A 22,477-nucleotide genomic window follows, 5' to 3' on the forward strand; every position below is an offset into this window, starting at 1 on the left:
ATACTAGTAATAAAAATGATCAGAACAGAATGGGTTTGCAGATTCGCTTTTAGGTGAACTATTAGCTTAAAATCATCCATATTGGGGATGGCTAAATCCAGCATAATCACATCGGGATTATCTTCAGTTGCTACCTATAGCGCGTGTTTGCAGGAAAATAACTGATCAGCTGTTACGCATTTATATTTGTACATTTACCTGATGACTGATAACTGATGACTGTTAACCGTCAACAGTCAACAGTCAACGACCATCAAGAGTGTTTATATCCTTTAGACGCGCATCAGCTTAACTGTAAAACAGTATATTTCACTCAGAAATTGAGATGTGCAGATCATGATTTTGTTTTTTGTTCAGTATGATTTACTAGGTTTGAGAAACTTTTTACTCTTGAATAGAAAGAGAGCGAATTAACTCCCGAATCACATCAGTTGCTGGCCTCCCCGTGATTGAACAGTATTTTTCAAGCTTCTCTGACTCGCTTGATGTGAGATTGATTGTAAGTCGTTTAGCAGCCCATTTTTTATTCATGTACTAGACAGACAAGCTATATTTTTAAACTACTTCTCTAATATCAATCTTTTAAGCTGCTACTACAATGGTATAAGTAATGACATTTAATTTAAGTAATCATGAAGCAGATATTATGTTTTTCTAAGCAATAGTGAAGAAGTAGGGTATATTCTCAAGTATGAAGTTTAGCTACTGTTAGGGCAGTAATTATAAATAGAATGTGAAAAGCATATTAAAGACAGTAAACTTAAAATAAGTATTCTCACCAACTGTCGTATTTTAAATAATTAAGATAATTTAGCAAGTCATGTGCCTTTGATTTAGCACTCTATCTTTTTTTGCGATTGCCATTACCCCGATATCAGTCAAGTCGCTTCTCTACGAGACGCTGCGCGAACGCTCCAATTAAAAATGTAAAATTAAAAATTGCAAGACGCTCGCGGACTCGCTTACCGCCGAGGCTATCAGTGTTGGCTCTGAACCCACCACTGATTGTATACCACTAAATCTTTTATTTAGTGTTGGCTCTGTACCCAAAATTAATTACAAATTATTCTTCTTCACTAATTTTTAATTTTTAACTTTTAATTAAAAAAAGGTCAATCGGCAGATTTATTGCTATTGCCTTAACTTATTTCTAAGGAAATCTATTAACCTCAGCTTTGGTGATGACACTGCATAAAATTAGTGATCGCCCCTTTCCGTTGCGATCGCTTCCAATGCTGCTCATGTCTATAACCATATATTTTTAGTAGTCTAAGTGAAAAGTTATACTAATAATCAAAATATTTGCTGAGACAATGATGATATTTTTGATGCATTAATATAGAGCTATAACGCGCCATATTAATACTTAATTTTGCATTAAATCAGCTATTACTGTTAGTAGATTTTGCTTAGATTTAGATACTATAAAGTAAAGCAATACTGAAAAGTAAGGAAGTGAACATAACTATAGTTAATTATGCGATCGCAAGCGCAATTACAGTGAAAACTAGCAATTTAAATTGTTGAGTTTCCTTACCTTTAAACCGAGGACAGAGATTTTTTATACTTTCTATTAACTTTGCTAAAGCCAGGATTTAACAACGTCAATATGCTTATTTGCTGTAGTATGTACTTAATGAGGACCTCTTAATTTGTATTAATTTTATTTAGCCTTTAGATAGATACTTTAGACATTTATACCAAGTTTTTTAGTCTAGAATCTAGATTTTTTATTACTATGAAGAAATAATTTGGTTATGTTATATTATAAATATGAGTATAAAAAGATAAACTTTTTATTACAACTTTTTTAGAAAATCCACCTTTTGACATTAGGGTTATACTCTTGATTTTCTCCTTATGCCGCAAGTTGTCTTTTCTAGAGACTGCTACATTCAGGAGAATCCCAATGTCATTAGACAAAAATATCCTTGAGCAACCAGCAAATAATCTGCTGGCAGTTCTGCCACCCAATGATTATGAGCGCCTTATCCCCCATCTAAAACTAGTTTCCCTCTCAAATCGGCAAGTACTTTACGAAGCAGGCGAACCCATCGCACAGGTCTATTTTCCTAATAAAGCAGTGGTTTCTATAATCACCACTATGGAAGATGGCTCGACTGTAGAAGCTGGTTTAGTGAGTAATGAAGGCATGGTGGGTATTCCAGTAATTTTAGGAGACAACATCACAACCACAACGGCATTAGTGCAGATTCCAGACAGTGCTATGCAGATAGATGCGGATATACTTAGAAGCGAGTTCCATCGGGGTACAGCCCTTCAGAGCGTGTTGCTACGCTACGTGCAAGGTATGTACACTCAAATTGCACAAGGATCTGCCTGCAACCGTCTTCATAAACTAGAGGCGCGGTTGGCTCGGTGGCTGTTAACAGTTTCTGACCGTTTGGAATCAGAAGAATTTCCACTCACGCAAGAATTTATCTCGCAGATGCTGGGTGTACGTCGTGCTGGTGTTACTGAAGCAGCAAACATCCTGAGCCAAGCCGGAATGATCACCTACCAGCGTGGTCAGATTAACATCCTGAATCGAGAGGCTTTAGAAAAAACCTCCTGCGAATGTTATCAGATTATAGAAGATGAATATGTACGTTTATTGGGCAATAAGCCCAATAAACGACGAAAATAATTTTTTTTGAGCTTCTATGTACGAAATTGCACCGACTTGAACAACTGTGTTCATTTAAGATTTTTTAGATCGTCCCCATGTTCCTTTAGAGAATACACCTTTCGACATTAGGATCAAATTCTGAAATTCTTTCCTTATGCCTTGAGTTGGCTTTTCTAGAGTCACCTACCTTAAGGAGAGTGATTTCTAATGTCACTAGATAAAAGCCTCTTTCAGCAACGACCAAATAAGCTGCTGGCAGCTTTACCAGCCAGTGATTATGAACGCCTTGTCCCTCATCTAAAGCTAGTTCCGCTGCAAGTTCAACAAATTATTTACGCAGCAGCCGAACCCATTACACAGGTCTATTTTCCTGATAAGGCAGTGGTTTCTATAGTCACCACTATGGAAGATGGCTCAACGGCAGAAGTTGGGATAGTAAGCAATGAAGGCATGGTGGGTATCCCAGTAATTTTAGGAGACAATACCACAACCACAACATCGTTTGTGCAGATTGCGGGTGCTGCGATGCAAATCAATGCAGATGTATTGAGAGCCGAGTTCAATCGGGGCGGAGCTATTCAAAACCTGCTGCTGCGCTATGTACAAGCTGTATACTCTGAACTGGCGCAAGGTGCTGCCTGCAACCGTCTCCATACACTTGAAGAACGGCTGGCTCGCTGGCTTCTGACAGTCTCTGAACGTCTGGAATCAGAAGATTTTCCCCTCACGCAAGAATTTATCTCGCAGATGCTAGGTGTACGTCGTTCCGGTGTGACAGTAGCGGCTAGCACCCTCAGCCGAGCCGGAATGATCAGCTACCAACGTGGTCATATTAGCATCCTGAACCGAGAGGATTTGGAAGCAACTTCCTGCGAGTGTCATCAAGTCATACAAAAGGAATTTGCTCGGTTACTCGGCTTCATGCCGAGTAACCGAGCCAGAAAATTTTTTTGAGTTATGTGTGCGAAACCGAACAGACCCGCAAAAGTAACTTAATTTAAAGTATTCTGAGCAAATTTCTCTTTTAATGTTCAGTGAGCGAAAAGACTCTTAAGCCGCAAGTAAATAAGTTACTCGCGGCTTTGCCAACCAGTGATTATGAGCGCCTTGTCCCGCACCTGAAGTTAGTTTCGTTTCCCACCCGGCAAGTCATTTACGAACCAGGAGAACCCATCACACAGGTCTATTTTCCCCAAAATGCAGTGGTTTCTATAGTCACTATTATGGAAGATGGTTCGACAGTGGAAGTTGGGATAGTGAGCAATGAAGGCATGGTGGGTATCCCAGTAATTTTAGGTGGCAATACAACAACCACAAAAGCATTTGTGCAAATTTCGGGCGCTGGAATGCAGATGGATGCAGATGTAGTTCGAAACGAGTTCAAACGGGGCGGAGCGCTTCAAAAGCTGCTACTGCGCTATTTACGAGCTATATATACTGAACTTACACAATCATGTGCCTGCAACCGTCTTCATACACTAGAAGAAAGGCTGGCTCGTTGGCTGTTAACAGTATCTGACCGTTTGGAATCAGAAGAATTTCTGTTGACGCAGGAATTTATTGCCCAGATGCTGGGTGTACGGCGCTCCGGTGTAACAGTAGCCGCTAGCACCCTGAGCCGAGCCGGAATGATTCGCTATCAGCGTGGTCAAATTAACATCCTGAACCGAGGGGATTTGGAAGCAACTTCCTGTGAGTGTTATCAAGTCATCCAAAAAGAATTTGCTCGGTTGCTGGGGAATTAGTTAAGGCGCGTAGGCGTAGCCCGTCCTAGACATCGCTAGTGAATGATTTTACCTTACTATGTCCGAAACCGGACAGACGCTTGCTAATTAGTTCTATTAAGATTTAGTAAAGTATGCATCAAATGGCATTTACAAATACGTGCCTTTTGATGCAATTACTAGTCTAAGTGTTCGAGCCAGACGGCGGTGAGAATAATGTCTAATCAATCGATGTCTTTTCAAGGTCTGCGATTACTCGTTGTTGATGATGACCCTGATACGAGAACGTTACTTAGCTTCCTATTTGAATTAGACGGAGCGGAGGTTATCACAGCTGCTTCAGCAGGTGAGGCTCTAGAAATAATGTTATTGTTTAAACCAGACATTCTGATTAGTGATATTTATTTACCAGATGAAAACGGCTGCTCACTGCTCATGAAGCTCAGAAATCTGGAAGAAAAGCGAGGGAGAAAGATTCCAGCTATTGCTCTGACGGCATCTGCTTTGGACGAAGACCGTAATCGTGCATTATTAGCAGGTTACGATATATACCGATGTAAGCCGATAGACTTAGACGATTTAGCTTCTACGGTTGCTAGTTTAGCTGGACTCGAACAATACGTTTGACATATTTGGATGCAACAAGGCAGAAGCCAGTAAGCAAGAAAGCTTTAACTCAATTCAGTAGACCGAAAAGTTCTGTGATGCTTTTGGCGGGCATAGCCATAGCTTTATGATAGATACCTGTCAATACAGTTCGGATAAGATTTTTTGATGAAAGTTATAGATCACAAAGACGCGATAAATCGCCGTCTTTACAATAATCAGTCCTTTGTAGAGACGGCGATTTATCGCGTCTCTTTCCTTAACCAAACCGTATTGAGATACCTGTAAATTCTCTTTTGCTCGATGATATTCAACAATCGAGCCAAAGCCTTGATTGATCGCGCGATTTCCTCATCATTTACAATTTGGTTGGCAATCTCATCTAAAGAAATTTCCATTTGCAGTGAGCTTGCCAAAATCTGTTCCAGCCCTCCAAAATATAGCACTTCTCGAATGGAAGCAATATACTTTGACCTCTCTCCTAAAAGGCTTGTCTTTCCGGCAAGCTCCTGCGATCGCTCGTTTTCATAAAAAGCCGTGCGAAAATCGAAGTCATTAGTCATTAATGACTAATGACTAAAATGACTAAATTTAAGCAGCCCAAAAAATCGGGGCAGGTTCCACACCCGCCCCGACATCTGATATACTGCGCCCAACGGCTGTTGCTACAGGCTTTAAACTATCAACTAAATGCACCATATCTTCTAAAGAAAGTGCTTGACGGGCATCAGAAACAGATTTTTCTGGTTCTGGGTGACATTCAATAATTAATCCATCTGCACCGCAAGCGATCGCAGCCCTAGCCACAGGTGCTACTAGTTCTCGTTTCCCGACAGCATGGGAAGGATCTACAATCACAGGCAAGTGGGTTATTTGCTTGAGTGCTGCCACTGCCCCTAAATCTAGGACATTGCGAGTGTAATCATCAAAGCTGCGAATACCTCTTTCGCACAACACCACATCAGGATTACCGTGGCTGAGGATATATTCAGCAGCCATGACGAATTCTTCAATTGTCGCTGCTAAACCACGTTTGAGTAGTATCGGTTTACCAGCTTGTCCCAAAGCTTTGAGCAAGTCGAAGTTTTGCATATTTCGACTACCAACTTGAAGCATATCAGCGTAGGCGGCGACCACTTCAATTTGGGAAATTGACATCACCTCGGTGACAACTGGCATATTGTAATGCGATCGCACCTTTGCCAAAATCTCCAATCCTGACTCTCCCATACCCTGGAAAGCGTAGGGAGATGTGCGGGGTTTGTAGACACCGCCACGCAACCCTTGCACGGATGCAGTAGATAACTTTTGGGCGACTATCTCCATTTGTTCTAGGCTTTCAACAGTGCAGGGGCCGCCGATAATTACCAGTTCTTCGCCCCCGAAAGCGACTTTTTTTGAGATTTTAACAATTGTCTGGTGATTCCGATGGGATTGTGCGGCAAGTTTGGCATTAATCATGGTTCTATTCTCCTAAAAATTAAGTATTGGGTACTATTTTGCGATAACAAAAAAGCCCGGAACCTTTTATAAGTTCCGGGCGCGTTCTGATTCATCGGCATGACGCTATTTACCCGGAACTTACTCTGGGCCAAAAGTAAAAGCTATAAAACCAGTTACTGAAATAAGTCATGACGATGAAATTCTCCTTAAAAAAACAAAAACCGCAGAGTCCCCTCTGCGGTTCACCGGGCGGTTTCCATTAGGAAACTCAATTCACTCCCGGTGAACCACCCTAAACCAAAAATAAAAGTAGGAGTTTGTCTTAAGCATTTGCGGGGCTTTTGCTGGAAAACGTAAAAACTATACCTATGTAAGGTAACATTAACAGGAAGAGTAGGCGGTGTCAAGACCCCCACAAAACATAAAAAAGCGATAGACTCAGTACAACTGTGGGAGTCAAGACCAGTAACCAGAATTGAGAAGTTAAAATATATAATTCTCCTGACTTGTCATCTCATCTTGCGAAAGCTTATTGCAGACAATTGATGATCGCCATACATTATTCTTGCCCAAGTCCTCATTGACCAGATCAACTTTTTAGGATCATTCAGTTTCATTATGCCCAGTTCCAAAATCTTAGCCCAATCTTTCGACTATTATGGAGTTTACCCCTGCCCAGTCTGTCGGATAGGTAAGATTTCTCACATGCCATTGATGGAAGCTATGGCTTGTGACTTTTGCCAAGAGATTTTTACAGTCAACTTAGAACTACAGCAAATCAAGATGCCTTCTAGGCAACCACCCTTAATTTGGCGTTGGAATGGGTTTAGTTGGACAGAAGGCCAGTTGGAAGGTGTGGAATTAGGTTGGGGTTATGGACTAGCAGCAGCAGTTTTTGTAATTCTTCCCACTACTCTAATTGGCATAGTAGCTTACTATTTTCCTGCTAATCTCAAAGAACCCATTACCTGGATGCCATATATTTGGACTATATTAACTTTCTTATCACATTTATCAATTATTGTTTGGATTGTGATTGAAATTTATCAGATTCCAGTTTCAGCATATTTGAGAGCGATCGCGCGATGGAGAAATGGGGAGATGGGGAGATGAGGGAGCAATCAATTCAAAATTCAAAATTCAAAATTAAAGAACTTCTGCCTCCTTTTCCCAATGCCCCATGCCCAATGCCTCATGATCAATGACATAATGATGCAGCGAATAGATGGCTCCATCACTCATAATTAAGTTGATTGTCCACCAAAATATCGTATGAGCGATCTGGAGCAGTACTATAGAGTTTTGGAATTAGAGCCTGGGGCAACACTTGACGAAGTGAACCAGGCTTACAAAGATTTAGTCTTTGTTTGGCATCCCGATCGCATTCCCAAAGACAATCTCCGTTTACAGCAGAAAGCACAAGACAAGCTGAAAGCCATAAATGAAGCTCGTGAAAAATTGCGCTCTCTAAAAACCAAACATCAAACCACATATCACTCACCTCCACCTCAACAGGAAAAACCATCTCAAACAACCCAGAAACCACCAAAGCAAAATTCAGACTTGAGTGGCAAAGACTACAGTCGGGCAAATTTGAGCAATAAAGACTTATCTGGCAGAAATCTGAGTTATGCCAATTTGAGCGGTGCTAATCTCAGCGATACTTTTATGCACAAAGTCAACCTCAGAGGTGCGAATTTGTCTGAAGCAAATTTATTTCGAGCAAACCTACTTTTAGCGGATCTCAGGGAGGCAAATTTACGCGCTGCTAATTTGATTGGAGCGGATCTCAGTGGGGCTGACTTGCGAGGAGCCGACTTAACAGGAGCACGGATTCGCTCTGGTGAGCGCCTTCTGGTTAAACTAGTTGGTACTAACTTAGCAGGGGCAATTATGCCTGATGGTTCAATTTATCAATAGCTGAGGCTGTGCTATGCCACAGCTATTGGTAAATTACTCAAATGAACCAGCACTCAAGCATACAGGATTTACGTACTCAGCTCCCCCAACCCCATTCAAAAGGAGGGCAAAAACCTCTCAAATTCCTCCTTTTTAAGGAGGATAGAAAACATTTTGATACCGACAATAAGACTTTTAAAACATCCTCTAAGAAAGTTAGAAGTTGTAATTTTTACCGTAATTACTGTCATAACAATGAGTGTCATTAGAAGATACCCTAAAGCATCTACAGCCTGGACTTCACGACTGGAATAAAGTTTATTAAAGCCCAGAAAACGATAGAAGTAATGGAAAAGACCATTTGTGGATATTTTGAAATTAAAGTATTTGACGGCTGAAATTAACTTTAAAACATTAAAAAATATTCTACTTAAGAGTTTAAAAAATCAAAAAAAGTGAGAAAACAAAATTATTTGAAATTAAAATCAATAATACTTCTGCCTGTTATTTTATAAAGCGTTTAAGTTACACCCGTAGGGGCACGGCATTGCCCGTGCCCCTACACCTCGTGATGTAATGTTGTACCGCATCTGAATGGGAACCGCTATATGATATAAAATTTCTTCTTGAGATTATGATCATTTTTTTACTTTAAAAAATAAGTAAACAGTAAGAATTAGAAGTATTTTTTATTCTCAGAGAGTAAATTGTATTGTATATCACATTTAAACTTAATAATCTAAAATTAATATACACTTCATTTTATAGATGTATACTTTCAAAAATTTTAGATATAAGAATATATATCTTAATTATCGCTTAATTTAAATTGATCCAATAAGGATAAGAAACATGAAATATCAGATAGAATGCAATACTGGCAAAAGTAGGCAAGTATGTTTAATTTGCCAGCAAAACTTTCAGACGCACGAAGCCAGATTAATTATATGTAATGACCAAGGCGAAGGTTATGGAGATATATGCTATCAATGTATAGCTAAAGGCGGTAATTGGATTCAATTACAACTCCACAACTTCAGTCATAAAATACTAGCTTTAAAAGGAATGATAGCATCTTAAAAAATGGTCAAAACTGTTTCAGGCTATGTTAGTCGCTCAGGCTTAGTAGTTTATAAGAGAATAGTGTACCTGAGGCAGCAGAATGAGTGAGTTGCAAATCGGTACTAGTGGTTGGGTTTATAAACATTGGATGGACATTTTCTATCCACCACATATACCTAGCGGCGAGCAACTATCATTTTACACTCAACACTTTTCTACTGTAGAAATTAACTTTTCCTTTTATCGTCTACCAGAACGGTCTGTGTTTGAAGCTTGGCACAAACAAACACCATCTAACTTTGTTTTTTCCATCAAAGGTAGCCGTTATCTCACCCACATGAAAAAGTTAAAAGACCCGATAGAACCACTATCTCGTCTGATGGAACGGGCATCTGGATTGCAAGAAAAGCTCGGCCCTATTTTATTTCAATTTCCTCATACCTGGCACAGAAATATTGAGCGTCTTCAGCCATTTTTGGAATTACTGCAAACCTAACCACAACAACGATTTACAGTTGAATTCCATCACAAAAGCTGGCTGATACCCCAAGTTTACAAACTATTGGAAAGTGCAGGTGTAGCCCTTTGCTTACCTGTAAGCCCAACAGTTCCTCTTGATGTCTGTTTGACTGCCCCTTGGACATACATCCGTATGCATAGCGGGCAATGGGATATTGGCTATAACGATGAAGAGTTATCTACATGGGTTGAACGTATCCGTTCATTTCTGACGCAGGAGATTGACGTTTACATGTATTTCAACAACGACCCCGATGGACAAGCTATTCGTGATGCTCAACGACTCTATACTTTGTTGGAATCTTGTTGAAATACACAATTGAAAACTTATTATTCTACTTCAATCAAATCAGTTGACTGCTTGATTGGCAATAGGAATCGCATTAGCTGACCTAGTGGTATAGAGCGTTGCTCTTGAACAAGCTAAAGTCTTTAGTGGAAGAGATTCGCAGCTTTGGCGGCGAGGCAACTTATTGCGTAGCTGATGTGGAAGTATTTGACCAATTTAAGGCGATCGCCTTCAAGTTACAGCATAGTTCCGAGCCGAAGTCTGAAGATGCATCAAACAATTTTTACCAACCAGTTGCTGAAGACGACAGAGTTAATGGAGACTACGGTAACTTGGTTATACTTAGTGTTTCCGTTTCCGACTGGCTAGAAAAAAATCCGGTTCTTCAGTGGGGTGCGATCGCTGGTGCAGCAGCATTAGCATTGCTAGCAGTTCAAGTATTGAAAGAGCCAGGATAAATGCAGCAGATCCCCTTAAAAAGGAGGGTTAGGGAGGATCAAGCCTTAGCAGAACGAAGTACACTAATAAAGTTTTGGGCATAATTCTGCGTTGAGAAATCGAGGGCGCGTTGTCTGGCAGCTACTCCGGCACTCTGGGCAAATTCTTGCTCGTCAAGATAACGGAGAATTGCGATCGCTAATTTCTCTGCATCACCGTAAGGTGTTAATAATCCATTCATCCCATCGGTAATAATCTCTGTCGGACCGCCTGCATCACCAGCAATCACAGGTTTACCCAGCGCCATCGCCTCAATAATCACAATTCCAAACGGCTCTTTATCTGATGCATGAACGAATACATCCATCGCCTGCACCCACTCCGGGATATTACGCTGTAGCCCAGCCATAATTACTTGCTCTTTCAAGCCCAAGGCTGCAATTTCCGCTTTTAAGAAGTCCTCATAATCCGGTTCTAAATCGTGCTTACCGCCAACCACCACACAATGAGCATCAGGATACTTCTGTAAAATTTTGGGCATCGCTTGCACCAATACATGCATTCCCTTCCATCGTTGCAATCGTCCAACAATTCCAATCAACGGCCCGTCTAAAGGTAAGCCCAACTTCCGCCGTGCTTCTTCAGGAGACGGCAAAGTATTAGGCTCAAATCGGTCTAGTGCAACACCAGGATAAACCAAAGGTGTTGGTCTGTGGGGCCAAATTTCTGCCTGTGCTTGCTTGCCATCTTGGGAGAGAGTGATAATTGCACGGGCTGGGATTAAAGTTGCGATTCGTACCAACCAAGTTTTATCGCTAGGCACTTCTAGCTGATACCACACAGCAGGTAACCCCGCCAGCATTGCTGCCAAACCTCCAGATATATGCGTGATCCACATCCAATTGACAATTATATCTGCACGTTCGCGGCGTGCGATCGCAGCTATCCGAAAAACGGCGGCAATAAAACGGTGGATTTGGCGTAAACGTCCACTTTCCACAACTCGCGCATCAATACCAAGGGACTTTACTTGTTCGACCATCGGGCCGTCTTCTAAAAATATCACTATCCACTCGACACCAGCATTACGTCCCTGTTGCACCAAATCCCAAAGCATCATTTCACCGCCACCTCGTTGCTCGGCCAGTGGCATTACAATAATTGCTTTCATAATCTATATCAGTCCTATTTAAGTCGTAAAATTTTACTTTTTAACTAACCACAAAAAATACTTTGCATCCAGTCAAATATTTTGGTATTAATTCATAATTCATAATTCTTTTGATGTTGATAATACTTATGTCCTGCCATCGCCATAGCTAAAAATCCCCAAAGAATCATCCCTGCCACGCTTAACATGCCACTACCGATAATTAGCTGTGCAGCAGAACTTATACCAATAGCGCGGGCAGCACTGATAAAACTATCGAAACGACCTTCGCCATAATTGCTGACACTAATAATCAACAAAAGTAATCCACCCATATAAAAGATGGCTCCAAACCAACCAAGGGTGAAGAACATATCTAAAATGCCACTATCAATCACCACTACTTCGATTTGACCAGTTTTTTCATTGACTTTCCAAATATTCCCTAACCCATTACCTAAACCATTAGAAAGGGCTAAACCAAGGTTTTTGTCATAGCTTCCCGATCTATCTTTAAAACTGTTATCATCTTCAAGATTAGAAAATGTTTCCAAACGCGCTGCTACAACCCCAGCAATTGGCTCGATGGTTGTCAATGGTACAACACAAATTGCCATCACTACAATTATCGTGATTAACCGCATTTGAATTCGGGTTTTGACTGAACCCATAATCATAATTATTCCTAATACCCAGCCCCCCCAATTAGTCCGTGCTTGTGTTAGCAGAAAGGACAAGTAGCCAACAGCTGAGGCAGGAAAAATTAAGTTTCCTGAACTAGTAAATAACAACAACAACCCAGCTTGCATAACTGAACCAAAGGGGCCAACTGAGTGCAATGTACTCCAGACGCGCATCCCGAAAGGTACAGGGTTTCCAGAACTCATGAATAGTTTTGATTCTATGAGCCAATATCTATCCCATTCAGGAGCCACGACGAATTGATATACGCCATAAGCTCCTAAAATTAACACACACCAGAGAAATGTTCGCTGAATGTTCTGGCGATAGCTGGGATAATCTCGCCAGTTTATAAATAAGTGAAAAGCAAAAATAATCGGCCCGAGCCAATCCAGCAGTCCCCGTGCTACAGGGATTGGTGCATTATAAATCAGACCAATTAAAAACCCATAAAACACTCCAATAAAAGCCAAAACAAACGGCAAGCCCCCTTGACGAGAGGCGCGGGGAAAGTGTCTTAAGAAAGTTCCTATGGTAACAAACACCACTAAATAGGGTGCTATGAGCATTTGACGAGTCGGGTCCCAGCCTACCCGATAGTCAACTAAGCGGGTAGCTAAGGGTGTGAGAAAGCATATCCACCAGGTAAAGCTGATGTAGAGAATGGGATGCCGCAAGTATAAAAATATGGCTACTACTAAAGCTATTACCGGATAAATTAGGCGCAATGCGGCAGTAGCACCAGCAAAATAGCAAACTACAGTAAGTAATACAAAGCCTGCGATCGCCATCCAACCCTGTGGCGATCGCTCCTCAGGAGAATAGTTTTCTTCTAAAAAACTATTGAAAAGTATCTGTCTAGAATTCATTCAATTTTAAATTTTGGATTTACCAAAGGTTTGTAGTAAGCACTTTAGTGCTTAGAAAATAAGGACTAAAGTCCTTACCACGAACTTGTTTACCCATCAATTTCAACTTGACAGACAAATAGAGCTAAGAAGAAATTGAATTCATTTTTAATTACGAATTACGAATTACGAATTCTTTATATCCTTGCCACCGCCCCCGCCAGGATGCCAGCAATTTTTTCCCTGCCAACTGCCCTTGGCTAGGTATAAATCTCAGCCATTGGACGAAACCCAAACTATCGCATGTACCCACGAATACTGCCCAGAACAAAAATACAATCCGGCGGATAAATGGCAAATGCTCTAGTAAAACTAAGGTTTCATTATGGACTAAATTAATAAAAGCAACTTCATTAAAGTTATTTCGCTGATCTTCATCAAAACGTTGTGCTGGATAGTGATCTACAGCAACGTTAGGATCATAAATTATCTTCCAACCAGCCCGTTTTAATGTCAGAGTGAATGCCATTTCAAAATGTACTTGCGCTCCAGTACCACGCATTCGCTCATCAAAGCGCAATTGCCCGATTGCTTGGGTACGAAAACTCATGTTTACGCCCTTGAGAATATCCACTTCACGGGGTTCTCCCACTCCCAGGTGATGGTTGCCAATCACTCGCCCAAACCATTGCAACTGTCCCACTACTGGGCGGGATTCGTCTTCTAATTTGCTGCCGTGGTGTATCCAATCACGCCCGCCAAGTCCGCCGAGGCGACTATCACAGGTAAAGTAAGCGGCGATACGCTCTAACCAGTCTGGGTGGGGTGCAGCATCATCATCAGTAATGGAAACAATATCGCCTTCCACTGCTGCCAATCCGGCGTTGAGGGCTGCTACTACGCCCGATTGTGTCACTTTCACGGTATGCAGTGGCAAGTTGTGGACGTTTAATTGCGCCAAGAATTGCCAAGTTTCTGCATCCGTATCGCGGACAACGACTATCACCTGATCAACGGGTTTAGTTTGCTCCTGTAGCGCCAAAAGGCAGCGTGATAGGTCTTGTGGACGGCGATAAGTTGGTATGAGAACCGTGTTCCGCATTCTTGCTTAACTCCTCGAATAGATCCACATAAGTTTGTGCCATAGTAGTCCAGCTATGTTGTTCTGCTACAAAGCGAGCGGCTTTGCCCATTTGCTGTATCAATGGGACATCGCTCACCAAGGACATCAGCGCCACAGCTAAAGCATCAATATCATCTGAGTCGGGTAAAACGATGCCGCATTCTGGTGTCACCAACTCACCGCCCCCGGTGGCTGTGGCAGTAATTACTGGTAGTCCTGAAGAAAGTGCTTCTAACAATACGAGGCTGCAAGCTTCATATCGGGAAGGAAAAACAAATAAATCTACTGCTTGCATAATTTCGGGGATATCACGGCGAAATCCCACAAAATGCACGCGATCGCTTAACCCTAAGGATGCTGCTAATTCTGGGAAAGGGCTACCTTGGGTGTGTCCCACCACCACCAAATGTAAATCAGGAACTTTCGCCAAGGCGTGCAGCACTGTATCTAAATTCTTTCTAGGTGTGCGGATATCTCCGGCGAACAATGCTAGGGTGACATTTTCCGGTAAACCTAACTTTTGGCGATTGCTTGGGCCAGGGGCAAATTCTTCTAAGTCAACGCCATTGATAATTACGCGAATATTAGAACGCGGCACACCAATATTAACTAATTCCTGCGCTACTTTTTCTGATACAGCTACGACAACCTGGGCTTTTTGGAAAGCCTGTTTTTCCCAACGGGCATTAAAAGCCGTAAACAGCCATTGATAGAAACCATATAAATCTCGGCGGTTGCGGGAAATATGAACAGGCGATCGCAACCATGAACTGTGGACAAAATGTACAGCATTCACATCAGCCGCAGCCAGATTAATTGCTCCATTGACTTTAACCAAATCAATTTCAGAGCGATGTTTCTGCAACCAATCTGCACTTTTTTGGGCAAATATGAAATTACGAACAAATTCTGTGGGATAGCCTTTGACTGGGATTTTAATCCAATTAACTTGGCTATTTTCTTCTAGTTCTGGTGCGACTTCACTAGCTAATAATGTCAGTTGATGACCACGACGAATTGCTTCTTGAGCAACTTCGTAGTTTACCCGCCCCTGACCATCACCTTTTTTGATTTTATGAGTAACAATACAAAGTTTCACACTCTACCTTCCTTAAAAATAGACCTATTGCATAAATATTTTCTTGCCTCACGCAGAGACGCAGAGTAGAATCTTGTTCTTACTCTCTTCGCGTCCTTCTCTACGTTCCCTGCGGGACGCTTACGCTTGCTTCAACCTAGGAGTATGCGGTTCGTTCAAAAAGTAATTTTCCCAACTCAAGCAAGACTCAATAGGCTTGGTGTTATTAAGGTTTCGCCCCGGAAAATCCCCCAACCCCCTTTTTAAGCCTTGCTCTAATTCTCTCTTTTTTAAGGAGAGTTAGAGAGGATCATTATTTCGATATTTTCATTAACTTACTTGCTAAAAGTTGTGGAGTAAAACTAAGACTTAGTGCAGCTATAGTTCGCACATTAAATTTTTGTTTATTCAGCGCTTGCCAAAAATAAGGACGTGCTACTGCTATCTGTTCACTTCGTAGCAAACCAATTCCCAAAGTGGTATTAGCTTCTAACCATTTCTGTTGAAAATAAGTCTTAAATTGCTGTAAACGAGCGTCTTCCATAAAGACTTGATAACAAAACATTTCACTTTTAGCTTTGCGGATTTTTGCCTGCACATCTCGACTACCACTGAGCATAGTGTCAGTTTGCTCATGGGCACGATATCGCGTTAGCCTTTCTCGATAGTAGTAAGCACCGTAACCAGATATACAACAGAGATAAGTTAAATATAAATCCCACATCCCGCCAACTTCAGAGGGAATACTATCCCAATCGATAAGATTATTGCGAATCACACAAGATGCAGCAGTGGGTATGCTTTTATCAATTAACCCAATTTTAGAGAAAGGTTGATGAATTCCTTGTGCTAGTTTGTCTCGTTTATAACCGCGAGTATTTTCTTCAGTTCCAGCATTATTAATTATGCCATCTGCATCTATGATATATTGATCGCAAAAAGCGAGAATTAACTGAGAATTTGCTTCTAGAGGTGGTACTAGCTTTGCTAAAAAATCCTCATTCCAGATATCATCATCATGGAGACTAGCAACGTATTTACCTCGCGCCATTTTGAAGCCATGCTGCTGATTAGCAATCATACCCACATTTTGCTGATGCCGCCAAAATCTGATGCGTGAATCACCAAAAGATGCGACAAGTTCTTGAGGATTTTCTGGACTACAATTATCAGAAACAATAATTTCGATATTTTGATAAGTTTGTTTAACAGCACTAGCGATCGCTTGCTTGAGATACTCTGGTCGATTATAGGTGGGGATAATAACACTAACTAAAGGCTGTTGGCATTCTTGAGACAATGACATATTTTTTTCCCTTTATATTTCATAGGTAAAAGATGCACATTTGATGTTTTGACCAAACTAAGCTTATTTAGCTTGAGGAATGCTATATAATTTTTTCGCCCTAGAAGGGAATTCTGCTATTGTTTTCGCATAAATTGTTTCCAGATTATTTATATGAGCATCCATAGTAAATTCCTTCATCAATAAAGCATGACCTTGTTCGCCCATGTGTCGGGTTTTTTGATAATCTCCATATAAATCATGGATAGCATCAGCCAGCTTTTTGATATTATTACCTGGAACAAGAATACCCGTTTCTCCATCTTGTAAATGCTCTGGAATACCTCCGACTGCACTACCAATTACAGGTCGATAACGAGCATAGGCTTCTAGAGTTACAAGACCCGCAGGTTCAGGCCAGACACTAGGAAAGATGACTGCAAAACACTGTTGATAAAGGTTATTTAATCTGTTGCGATCGCACCAACCATGCCAAGTGATTCGGTTACTCAATCCTAGTGTATTTGCTAACTTTTCTAACCGTGGTCGTTCCCAGCCTTCACCTGCAATATCAAGTTGAATTTTAGGATCTGTATGTATTAAGGTTTTGAGTAACCATTCTAAACCTTTATCAGAAACAATGCGTCCAGCAAACAAAATTCTATGATTTTGGTGGATATCTAAACTCAGGGGTGTGGTTGTTGTTTTTGGTATAGTGATACCACAGCGTAATGTTACAGTTCGCTCAGGGGGTACACCGCTTTTAATCAACTCTTGACGCACGTATTCGCTATTAGCGACAAAGGTAATTTTTACCTTTTTTAAGGCATCTAATAACTGATGAGTAATTTGAAGTTCTTTAAGAGTTCTTAACGGTCTACGACTACCACATTTATCTACTAATTTACCCCAGGTACAACCTAAGTAAGAGACGTTGCGATCGCAGATTGTCCGCTGACCTGCTAAATACTTTGTGCCACTAGGACAGTACAATGAGTGATTATGAACAGTGAAAACTGTGGGGCACTCGCCTGTAAGTTGCAAGAGTAAATCTGGGCTGTGGAGGTGTAGCAATTTGAATTGGCTTTGGTCAACATTCTTAAGCGATTTTATCACGCGATCGCTAACATGATGTGGTCGATGTTCAAATAAAGAAGCTAAATAAGTTTCAACACCTCCGCCCTCGCCTACATCAAAATTGGAGCATTGATAAATCAGGCTTTTTTCAAAAATACCTCTGTGCAATTGTTCATTATTTGGCTTGGCATCATTGATTGAGTTAGGCATTGATTACTACTTATTTTCACGTTATTGTTAATTGAATCTCTCAGATAGTTCCAATCTGACTTTTATCATTTTATATGCCGGAATTAAACCAAAACTTGTGTCTAATATCACTTACATAATGCCTAAGAGCAATTTCTTTACTTGCAGATTTATCTGGATAGATGAACTGATCTTCTACATTAAGAACATATTTTTTTGAGCATATAGGTTTACCATTATTGTAGTGCATTGACAAATGTACAATTGTTTGTTCAGTAAAATAATTAGGAGCTTCTTGAAGATTTGCTAAACGTTCTATAGCAAAACTCCAGTCAAATTCATGCTTAAATAAAATAAATCCACCATTTACTGGATTTGACTTTTCAGAATCATCATAAATAAGTCGCTCATCTAGTGATATAGAACAATCAGGTAGATAAAGAGAGTATTTATCGTCCGAATTACTCAAATGAATTAAGTCAATCCCGGCGGGGAAAAATAAAATATCTGAATCTGTGTAAATCGTAGTTCCATTAATAGGAATTGACATTAATGCCGACAACTTTTTACCCAGTGGATGCAGTTGGGCATAATCAGTAACACATTGAGGTAAATCCGTTCTCAGGAAGTTTTGTAAAAGTATTACCTTAACGCAAGGATGGACGCGGTGGAGCAAATTACAACTAGAATCAGTGTAACTGCCATCAGAAATTACAGTGAATGTATCTGGAATGCCGACATAACGAATGAATGAGCGAATACTTGCTACTTGTTCTGGCAGATCGCGTTCACATGAGAAGGCATAGACACTGACTGGCACTTGTCGAGTTTGTTTAATAGGGATGCTGACAATATGAGAAAGGGCTGCTTTATATAGGGAGCGATTAAATTTACCCTGAGTTTTAGCAGTGTGGTAGCCTAGATTTACCATTTATTTTTCCTGATTAAAACTATAAATAATTTAGTAGGGAAATAAATTCGTAATTTACGAAATATAAATTACGAATTACGAATTACGAACTACGAATTATAATATTGCATCTGGTGATATTCCCAAAGCTTACCTTGTCGTCCGAGCAATTCTTGATATTTGCCCTGTTCTACTATTCGCCCTGCTTCCAGAACTACGACTTTATCGGCTTTAGCAATAGTAGAAAGACGGTGAGCGATCGCAATTACTGTTCTCCCAACAGATAGCTTTTCTAATGAATCTTGAATTAAGCGTTCGGATACAGAATCTAAGGCGCTAGTTGCTTCATCCAAAATCAGAATTTCTGGGTTCCGTAGTAGCGCCCGTGCGATCGCAATTCGCTGTCTTTGTCCTCCAGATAACCTAACACCCCGATCTCCCAATTGGGTATTAAAACCTTCGGGCATTTCTAAAATAAACTCCAGCGCATTCGCTAGTTTAGCCGCTTCTTGAATTTGCTCATTAGTGGCTTGTGGAGTACCATAAGCAATATTTTGCCAAACATCAGTGTTGAAGATAAAAGTATCTTGGCTGACGACGGCTATTTGACGACGTAGAGAGTTGATTTCAAACAGCCGGATATCAATTTCATCAATATAAATATTTCCCTCTGTAGCATTGTAAAATCGGGGGATTAAATCAGCAAGAGTTGTTTTACCAGCACCAGAGGCTCCGACTAATGCAGTCATTTTTCCCTTTTCAATGGTTAGGGTAATATTATGCAACACTATATTTTTGTCATCGTAGCCAAAATCTACAGATACTAAATTTATTGCTCTCTCCAAAGCTTTAAACTCAAGTTTGCCATTCTGAAAATAATTTTTATCATCAGTTTTTAGCAAGTTTTTAATGTTGTCTGCCGAGCCATGTAGAGTACTGAGAAATGCTCTCGTGCCATTAATATCTTGAACAAACGGAATGAAGCGAAATAGCACAAAGAAAAAGGTTAGCAAAGAAGCAACTTGTAGCGTTCCATTAGTAACTAGGCTAGTGAATGCCAAAATAATCATTCCGACCAACACTGTAGTAGCTACCCCTTCGGCAATTGGCTTGACAAGCGTCCAAGTAAATACAACTTTAGTTGTAGTACTTACTACCTTATCGCTAGCTTTGTAATAACGCTGGCGCTCAAATTCTTGAGTACCACAGGAATGAACTGTGCGAATGCCATTAATAAATTCTATGGCTGTTGATGTAAAATTAGCATTAGCAGTTGTCATGCCAAAACTTGATTCTCTAACTCTGGCATTCAGATTAGATAAACCTACACCTAATAGGGTAAATAATAATGCTGAAATCACAGTCAGTTGCCATGATATCAAGAACATTGATATTAAGTAGACAAAAGTTGTTATTCCCCTAGTTACTAAAAAGGCTGCGCCACTGAAACCCTGTCTTATCCTTTCAATTTCTGTGGTTATTGTGTTAATTAGTTCCCCAGAACGGGTTTTGGCAAAGTAACTTAACGATAAGGATTGTAACTGTTCAAAAATTTGCTTACGTAAGCGATCGCCAAAATGAAGTTGAGATAATTCAGTATAGACTTGTCCAAAGTAATTGAAGATAACACGTAACCAAGTACTCAATAAAATCAGCGAAGATACTCGGTACAGACGATTAATAGCCGATGTATTAGCTCCCAATACTAAATTATCAAACCATTCTATTCCTGTTTGAACAGGTTGAGCATTAGGACTAGTTAAGCTTTGCAAAAATGAAAGTAAAAAACCAATACTTACACCTTCAAAAGTTGCCGCCAGAATCGAGAATGTCAAGGCTAAAATTACAATCTTGCGAAAGTGTTTAAATTCTCGCAATATCAAATAGTTGTCCTGCCAGAAGCTGGTAGCTTTAAGCAGACTGCGGAGTTTTTGAGGAAGTTGGAAATGCATGGATTTTATAATAATAGTTTGGCAAGGTAGATAGACCGCTATAGATGCTACGTAACCAAGTCTCAGTGCGGTAGATGAAATCATCAATTACCGCACAGATAAATTACAGTGTTTGGCTATCTAGATGTAACAGATGAGACTCTGCTTCTACTTCCCACGAAGCTGTAATTTCTGGTAGTTTATTTAGCTGTACTGCATCTTCTAAAGTCCAACAACGAGATCCGGTCAAACTCATGTCACCACGCAGCACGTTAAATAACTGTGGCAAATTATCAAGATTGTATTTACCCATCCAACGCCCTAGCGGTGTAATGTTGTGCGTGCAAAACCTCATTGTCCGAAAGAGTTTACCCCGTTCTCCAACACGCCACTCATGACAAAAAAGTGATCCTGGCGAGTAAACCTGTATTAATACAATCAATACCAACATGACTGGGCTTGCTAATAGCAGTAACACGAAAGCCGCAATCCAATCAATTAGTCGCTGTAAGGGTTGGTTAGGCAGTTTCTTGCTAGCGGGTATGCTTAGGAACATTGGCTTATCTGCTTCTTCACATGCATCTGCCCAAAACCTAAGCAAAGCTTCATCCAATTTTGGATCTATGCTTACCAAACTTACAGGAGAATGTTGTAAGCATTCTACTAGCGATCGCTTACTATTTAATGAAGGCAGATATGGTTGTTTCACTTGTCCAGGCGACTTCACCAACAGCTTACCCCGTCGCCACTGAAGTGCGCAGCGATTATCCTGGTGTTCCTGGGTTACATCATATAAATTCTGTAGAGTTGGAATTATTGAAGTTGTCATATCTCTTTGGGTTTATACAGGAGTGAATTGCTGAGGCGTTATCAAAGGCTATCAATGCCAAAGACCCAAATCCGAATTTTGTTGTCACTCCAAAAAGTTGGAGATAATTGAGGGCAAAAATATGTTGTTGCTATTTGCCACTCAGCCAAGCACACATTGTCCAGAATTCTTCTGGTGTAGAGGTGTACAAATCAACGTTACTATCAATATTCATGGGCAATCAGTATTTTTCCGGTAATTACTGAAAGTAAAAAAGTGTAGAGGGAAATTACCCATGAATCTATATCTACGTTTAATTGCACTGAGGTGTTTATTGTGTCGATATATTTAACAAAACCAGTCCACTGTTGTTTTCTAGCCTTTATGAAGGTGCTTTAATCTCTAGAATATAAGACTATGTAGAAATAGCGATCGCTTAAATAAATTCTTTATTTACTCTTTAAAGAGCCAGTGATTTCTCTGACAACCCATAAAGATAGCATAAATATACTGAAATTTTCCTGATAGCAATAAAATTAAATTTTGTTCATAAAAATGTAGGGGCAATTCATGAATTGCCCCTACCTAAATCAGTCTTTACCTCGTTCTCAGTCTCAGACTGGGAATGCCATCCTTGGGGCTGCCGCCTCCCTTACTCGCGGCAGAGCCGCTTTGAATGCATTTCCAGCCAGAGGCTATTGGTGACAACTGAAGGCGATGGTCAAAATGTCAAGCAGGATATGGAGATAAGTTCAAAGCGGGTTGTCGTCGGGATTTGGGTTGAGATT

General features: G+C 40.5%; 20 protein-coding genes and 1 pseudogene. 9 read left to right on the plus strand and 12 right to left on the minus strand.

The window, feature by feature from the left end; translation table 11 throughout:
* Window positions 1-384: 384 nt before the first annotated feature.
* Complete coding sequence (locus ACEYW6_RS24080) at window positions 385-531, minus strand: CopG family transcriptional regulator (protein ID WP_230966947.1); 147 nt, start codon at window positions 529-531, stop codon at window positions 385-387.
* Between the two features lie 1,378 nt (window positions 532-1,909).
* On the opposite strand from ACEYW6_RS24080, the gene ACEYW6_RS24085 reads away from it, so the two are divergent.
* From ACEYW6_RS24085 to ACEYW6_RS24100, 4 genes are all read left to right on the plus strand, one after another.
* Complete coding sequence (locus ACEYW6_RS24085) at window positions 1,910-2,647, plus strand: Crp/Fnr family transcriptional regulator (protein ID WP_412981741.1); 738 nt, start codon at window positions 1,910-1,912, stop codon at window positions 2,645-2,647.
* A gap of 189 nt (window positions 2,648-2,836) precedes the next feature.
* Window positions 2,837-3,583, plus strand: a complete 747-nt coding sequence (locus ACEYW6_RS24090; RefSeq protein WP_412981742.1) for a Crp/Fnr family transcriptional regulator — start codon at window positions 2,837-2,839, stop codon at window positions 3,581-3,583.
* Between the two features lie 80 nt (window positions 3,584-3,663).
* The gene (locus ACEYW6_RS24095) at window positions 3,664-4,374 is read left to right on the plus strand and encodes a Crp/Fnr family transcriptional regulator (RefSeq protein ID WP_412981743.1); all 711 of its coding nucleotides are present in this window, start codon (window positions 3,664-3,666) and stop codon (window positions 4,372-4,374) included.
* A gap of 195 nt (window positions 4,375-4,569) precedes the next feature.
* Window positions 4,570-4,980, plus strand: coding sequence for a response regulator (locus ACEYW6_RS24100; protein ID WP_190894094.1), 411 nt, complete (start codon window positions 4,570-4,572; stop codon window positions 4,978-4,980).
* A gap of 221 nt (window positions 4,981-5,201) precedes the next feature.
* On the opposite strand, the gene ACEYW6_RS24105 is transcribed toward ACEYW6_RS24100, so the two are convergent.
* Both ACEYW6_RS24105 and aroF read right to left on the minus strand, forming a co-directional pair.
* Window positions 5,202-5,522, minus strand: coding sequence for a hypothetical protein (locus ACEYW6_RS24105; RefSeq protein ID WP_412981744.1), 321 nt, complete (start codon window positions 5,520-5,522; stop codon window positions 5,202-5,204).
* A gap of 28 nt (window positions 5,523-5,550) precedes the next feature.
* Window positions 5,551-6,420: a 3-deoxy-7-phosphoheptulonate synthase gene (gene aroF / locus ACEYW6_RS24110; RefSeq protein WP_412981745.1), complete on the minus strand. Its 870-nt coding sequence runs from the start codon at window positions 6,418-6,420 to the stop codon at window positions 5,551-5,553.
* Window positions 6,421-7,020: 600 nt separating this feature from the next.
* Between aroF and ACEYW6_RS24115 the strand changes: the two genes are divergently transcribed.
* The 4 genes and pseudogenes from ACEYW6_RS24115 to ACEYW6_RS24130 all read left to right on the plus strand — a co-directional run bounded on the left by ACEYW6_RS24115 (window position 7,021) and on the right by ACEYW6_RS24130 (window position 10,629).
* The gene (locus ACEYW6_RS24115) at window positions 7,021-7,515 is read left to right on the plus strand and encodes a hypothetical protein (protein WP_190894076.1); all 495 of its coding nucleotides are present in this window, start codon (window positions 7,021-7,023) and stop codon (window positions 7,513-7,515) included.
* A 159-nt stretch (window positions 7,516-7,674) separates the two neighbouring features.
* Window positions 7,675-8,322 (plus strand): pentapeptide repeat-containing protein, encoded by a 648-nt coding sequence (locus ACEYW6_RS24120; RefSeq protein ID WP_190894075.1) that lies wholly within the window; start codon window positions 7,675-7,677, stop codon window positions 8,320-8,322.
* 1,189 nt (window positions 8,323-9,511) lie between these two features.
* Window positions 9,512-10,192: pseudogene (locus ACEYW6_RS24125) on the plus strand (DUF72 domain-containing protein).
* A 104-nt stretch (window positions 10,193-10,296) separates the two neighbouring features.
* Window positions 10,297-10,629, plus strand: a complete 333-nt coding sequence (locus tag ACEYW6_RS24130) for a hypothetical protein (protein ID WP_412981746.1) — start codon at window positions 10,297-10,299, stop codon at window positions 10,627-10,629.
* A gap of 38 nt (window positions 10,630-10,667) precedes the next feature.
* On the opposite strand, the gene ACEYW6_RS24135 is transcribed toward ACEYW6_RS24130, so the two are convergent.
* The 9 genes from ACEYW6_RS24135 to hepC all read right to left on the minus strand — a co-directional run bounded on the left by ACEYW6_RS24135 (window position 10,668) and on the right by hepC (window position 21,710).
* Window positions 10,668-11,780: a glycosyltransferase family 4 protein gene (locus ACEYW6_RS24135; RefSeq protein WP_412981747.1), complete on the minus strand. Its 1,113-nt coding sequence runs from the start codon at window positions 11,778-11,780 to the stop codon at window positions 10,668-10,670.
* Window positions 11,781-11,872: 92 nt separating this feature from the next.
* Window positions 11,873-13,309 (minus strand): O-antigen ligase domain-containing protein, encoded by a 1,437-nt coding sequence (locus ACEYW6_RS24140; RefSeq protein WP_412981748.1) that lies wholly within the window; start codon window positions 13,307-13,309, stop codon window positions 11,873-11,875.
* Window positions 13,310-13,460: 151 nt separating this feature from the next.
* A complete protein-coding gene (locus ACEYW6_RS24145; protein WP_412981749.1) occupies window positions 13,461-14,390 on the minus strand; it encodes a glycosyltransferase family 2 protein in 930 nt (309 codons plus the stop codon).
* Entirely contained in the window at window positions 14,308-15,510 is a 1,203-nt protein-coding gene (locus ACEYW6_RS24150; RefSeq protein ID WP_412981750.1) for a glycosyltransferase family 4 protein, read from the minus strand. The genes ACEYW6_RS24145 and ACEYW6_RS24150 overlap by 83 nt, the downstream gene beginning before the upstream one ends.
* Before the next feature lie 292 nt (window positions 15,511-15,802).
* Entirely contained in the window at window positions 15,803-16,795 is a 993-nt protein-coding gene (locus ACEYW6_RS24155) for a glycosyltransferase family 2 protein (RefSeq protein ID WP_412981751.1), read from the minus strand.
* A gap of 63 nt (window positions 16,796-16,858) precedes the next feature.
* Window positions 16,859-18,061 carry a glycosyltransferase family 4 protein gene (locus ACEYW6_RS24160; RefSeq protein ID WP_412981752.1) on the minus strand — a complete coding sequence of 401 codons (1,203 nt, stop codon included), beginning with the start codon at window positions 18,059-18,061 and terminating at the stop codon, window positions 16,859-16,861.
* Between the two features lie 70 nt (window positions 18,062-18,131).
* Complete coding sequence (locus ACEYW6_RS24165) at window positions 18,132-18,971, minus strand: hypothetical protein (protein WP_190894065.1); 840 nt, start codon at window positions 18,969-18,971, stop codon at window positions 18,132-18,134.
* Window positions 18,972-19,060: 89 nt separating this feature from the next.
* Window positions 19,061-20,902, minus strand: coding sequence for a heterocyst formation ABC transporter subunit HepA (gene hepA, locus ACEYW6_RS24170; protein ID WP_412981756.1), 1,842 nt, complete (start codon window positions 20,900-20,902; stop codon window positions 19,061-19,063).
* Between the two features lie 103 nt (window positions 20,903-21,005).
* The gene (gene hepC / locus ACEYW6_RS24175; protein ID WP_412981753.1) at window positions 21,006-21,710 is read right to left on the minus strand and encodes a heterocyst development glycosyltransferase HepC; all 705 of its coding nucleotides are present in this window, start codon (window positions 21,708-21,710) and stop codon (window positions 21,006-21,008) included.
* Window positions 21,711-22,264: 554 nt separating this feature from the next.
* Between hepC and ACEYW6_RS24180 the strand changes: the two genes are divergently transcribed.
* The coding region (locus ACEYW6_RS24180) for a hypothetical protein (protein WP_412981754.1) at window positions 22,265-22,477 on the plus strand (213 nt) is incomplete at its 3' end.

This window comes from Nostoc sp. UIC 10607 (assembly GCF_047228265.1).
Classification (GTDB): Bacteria; Cyanobacteriota; Cyanobacteriia; order Cyanobacteriales; family Nostocaceae; genus Nostoc; species Nostoc foliaceum_A.

What these genes read in the sequence shown, in the direction of transcription:
- ACEYW6_RS24145 (WP_412981749.1), bottom strand. Translation starts at nt 14,390, where the DNA reads ATGCGGAACACGGTTCTCATACCAACTTATCGCCGTCCACAAGACCTA.
- ACEYW6_RS24160 (WP_412981752.1), bottom strand. Translation starts at nt 18,061, where the DNA reads ATGCCTAACTCAATCAATGATGCCAAGCCAAATAATGAACAATTGCAC.
- aroF (WP_412981745.1), bottom strand. Translation starts at nt 6,420, where the DNA reads ATGATTAATGCCAAACTTGCCGCACAATCCCATCGGAATCACCAGACA.
- ACEYW6_RS24080 (WP_230966947.1), bottom strand. Translation starts at nt 531, where the DNA reads ATGAATAAAAAATGGGCTGCTAAACGACTTACAATCAATCTCACATCA.
- ACEYW6_RS24120 (WP_190894075.1), top strand. Translation starts at nt 7,675, where the DNA reads ATGAGCGATCTGGAGCAGTACTATAGAGTTTTGGAATTAGAGCCTGGG.
- ACEYW6_RS24100 (WP_190894094.1), top strand. Translation starts at nt 4,570, where the DNA reads ATGTCTAATCAATCGATGTCTTTTCAAGGTCTGCGATTACTCGTTGTT.
- ACEYW6_RS24165 (WP_190894065.1), bottom strand. Translation starts at nt 18,971, where the DNA reads ATGGTAAATCTAGGCTACCACACTGCTAAAACTCAGGGTAAATTTAAT.
- ACEYW6_RS24085 (WP_412981741.1), top strand. Translation starts at nt 1,910, where the DNA reads ATGTCATTAGACAAAAATATCCTTGAGCAACCAGCAAATAATCTGCTG.
- ACEYW6_RS24140 (WP_412981748.1), bottom strand. Translation starts at nt 13,309, where the DNA reads ATGAATTCTAGACAGATACTTTTCAATAGTTTTTTAGAAGAAAACTAT.
- ACEYW6_RS24090 (WP_412981742.1), top strand. Translation starts at nt 2,837, where the DNA reads ATGTCACTAGATAAAAGCCTCTTTCAGCAACGACCAAATAAGCTGCTG.
- ACEYW6_RS24155 (WP_412981751.1), bottom strand. Translation starts at nt 16,795, where the DNA reads ATGTCATTGTCTCAAGAATGCCAACAGCCTTTAGTTAGTGTTATTATC.
- ACEYW6_RS24115 (WP_190894076.1), top strand. Translation starts at nt 7,021, where the DNA reads ATGCCCAGTTCCAAAATCTTAGCCCAATCTTTCGACTATTATGGAGTT.
- hepA (WP_412981756.1), bottom strand. Translation starts at nt 20,902, where the DNA reads ATGCATTTCCAACTTCCTCAAAAACTCCGCAGTCTGCTTAAAGCTACC.
- ACEYW6_RS24135 (WP_412981747.1), bottom strand. Translation starts at nt 11,780, where the DNA reads ATGAAAGCAATTATTGTAATGCCACTGGCCGAGCAACGAGGTGGCGGT.
- hepC (WP_412981753.1), bottom strand. Translation starts at nt 21,710, where the DNA reads ATGACAACTTCAATAATTCCAACTCTACAGAATTTATATGATGTAACC.
- ACEYW6_RS24105 (WP_412981744.1), bottom strand. Translation starts at nt 5,522, where the DNA reads ATGACTAATGACTTCGATTTTCGCACGGCTTTTTATGAAAACGAGCGA.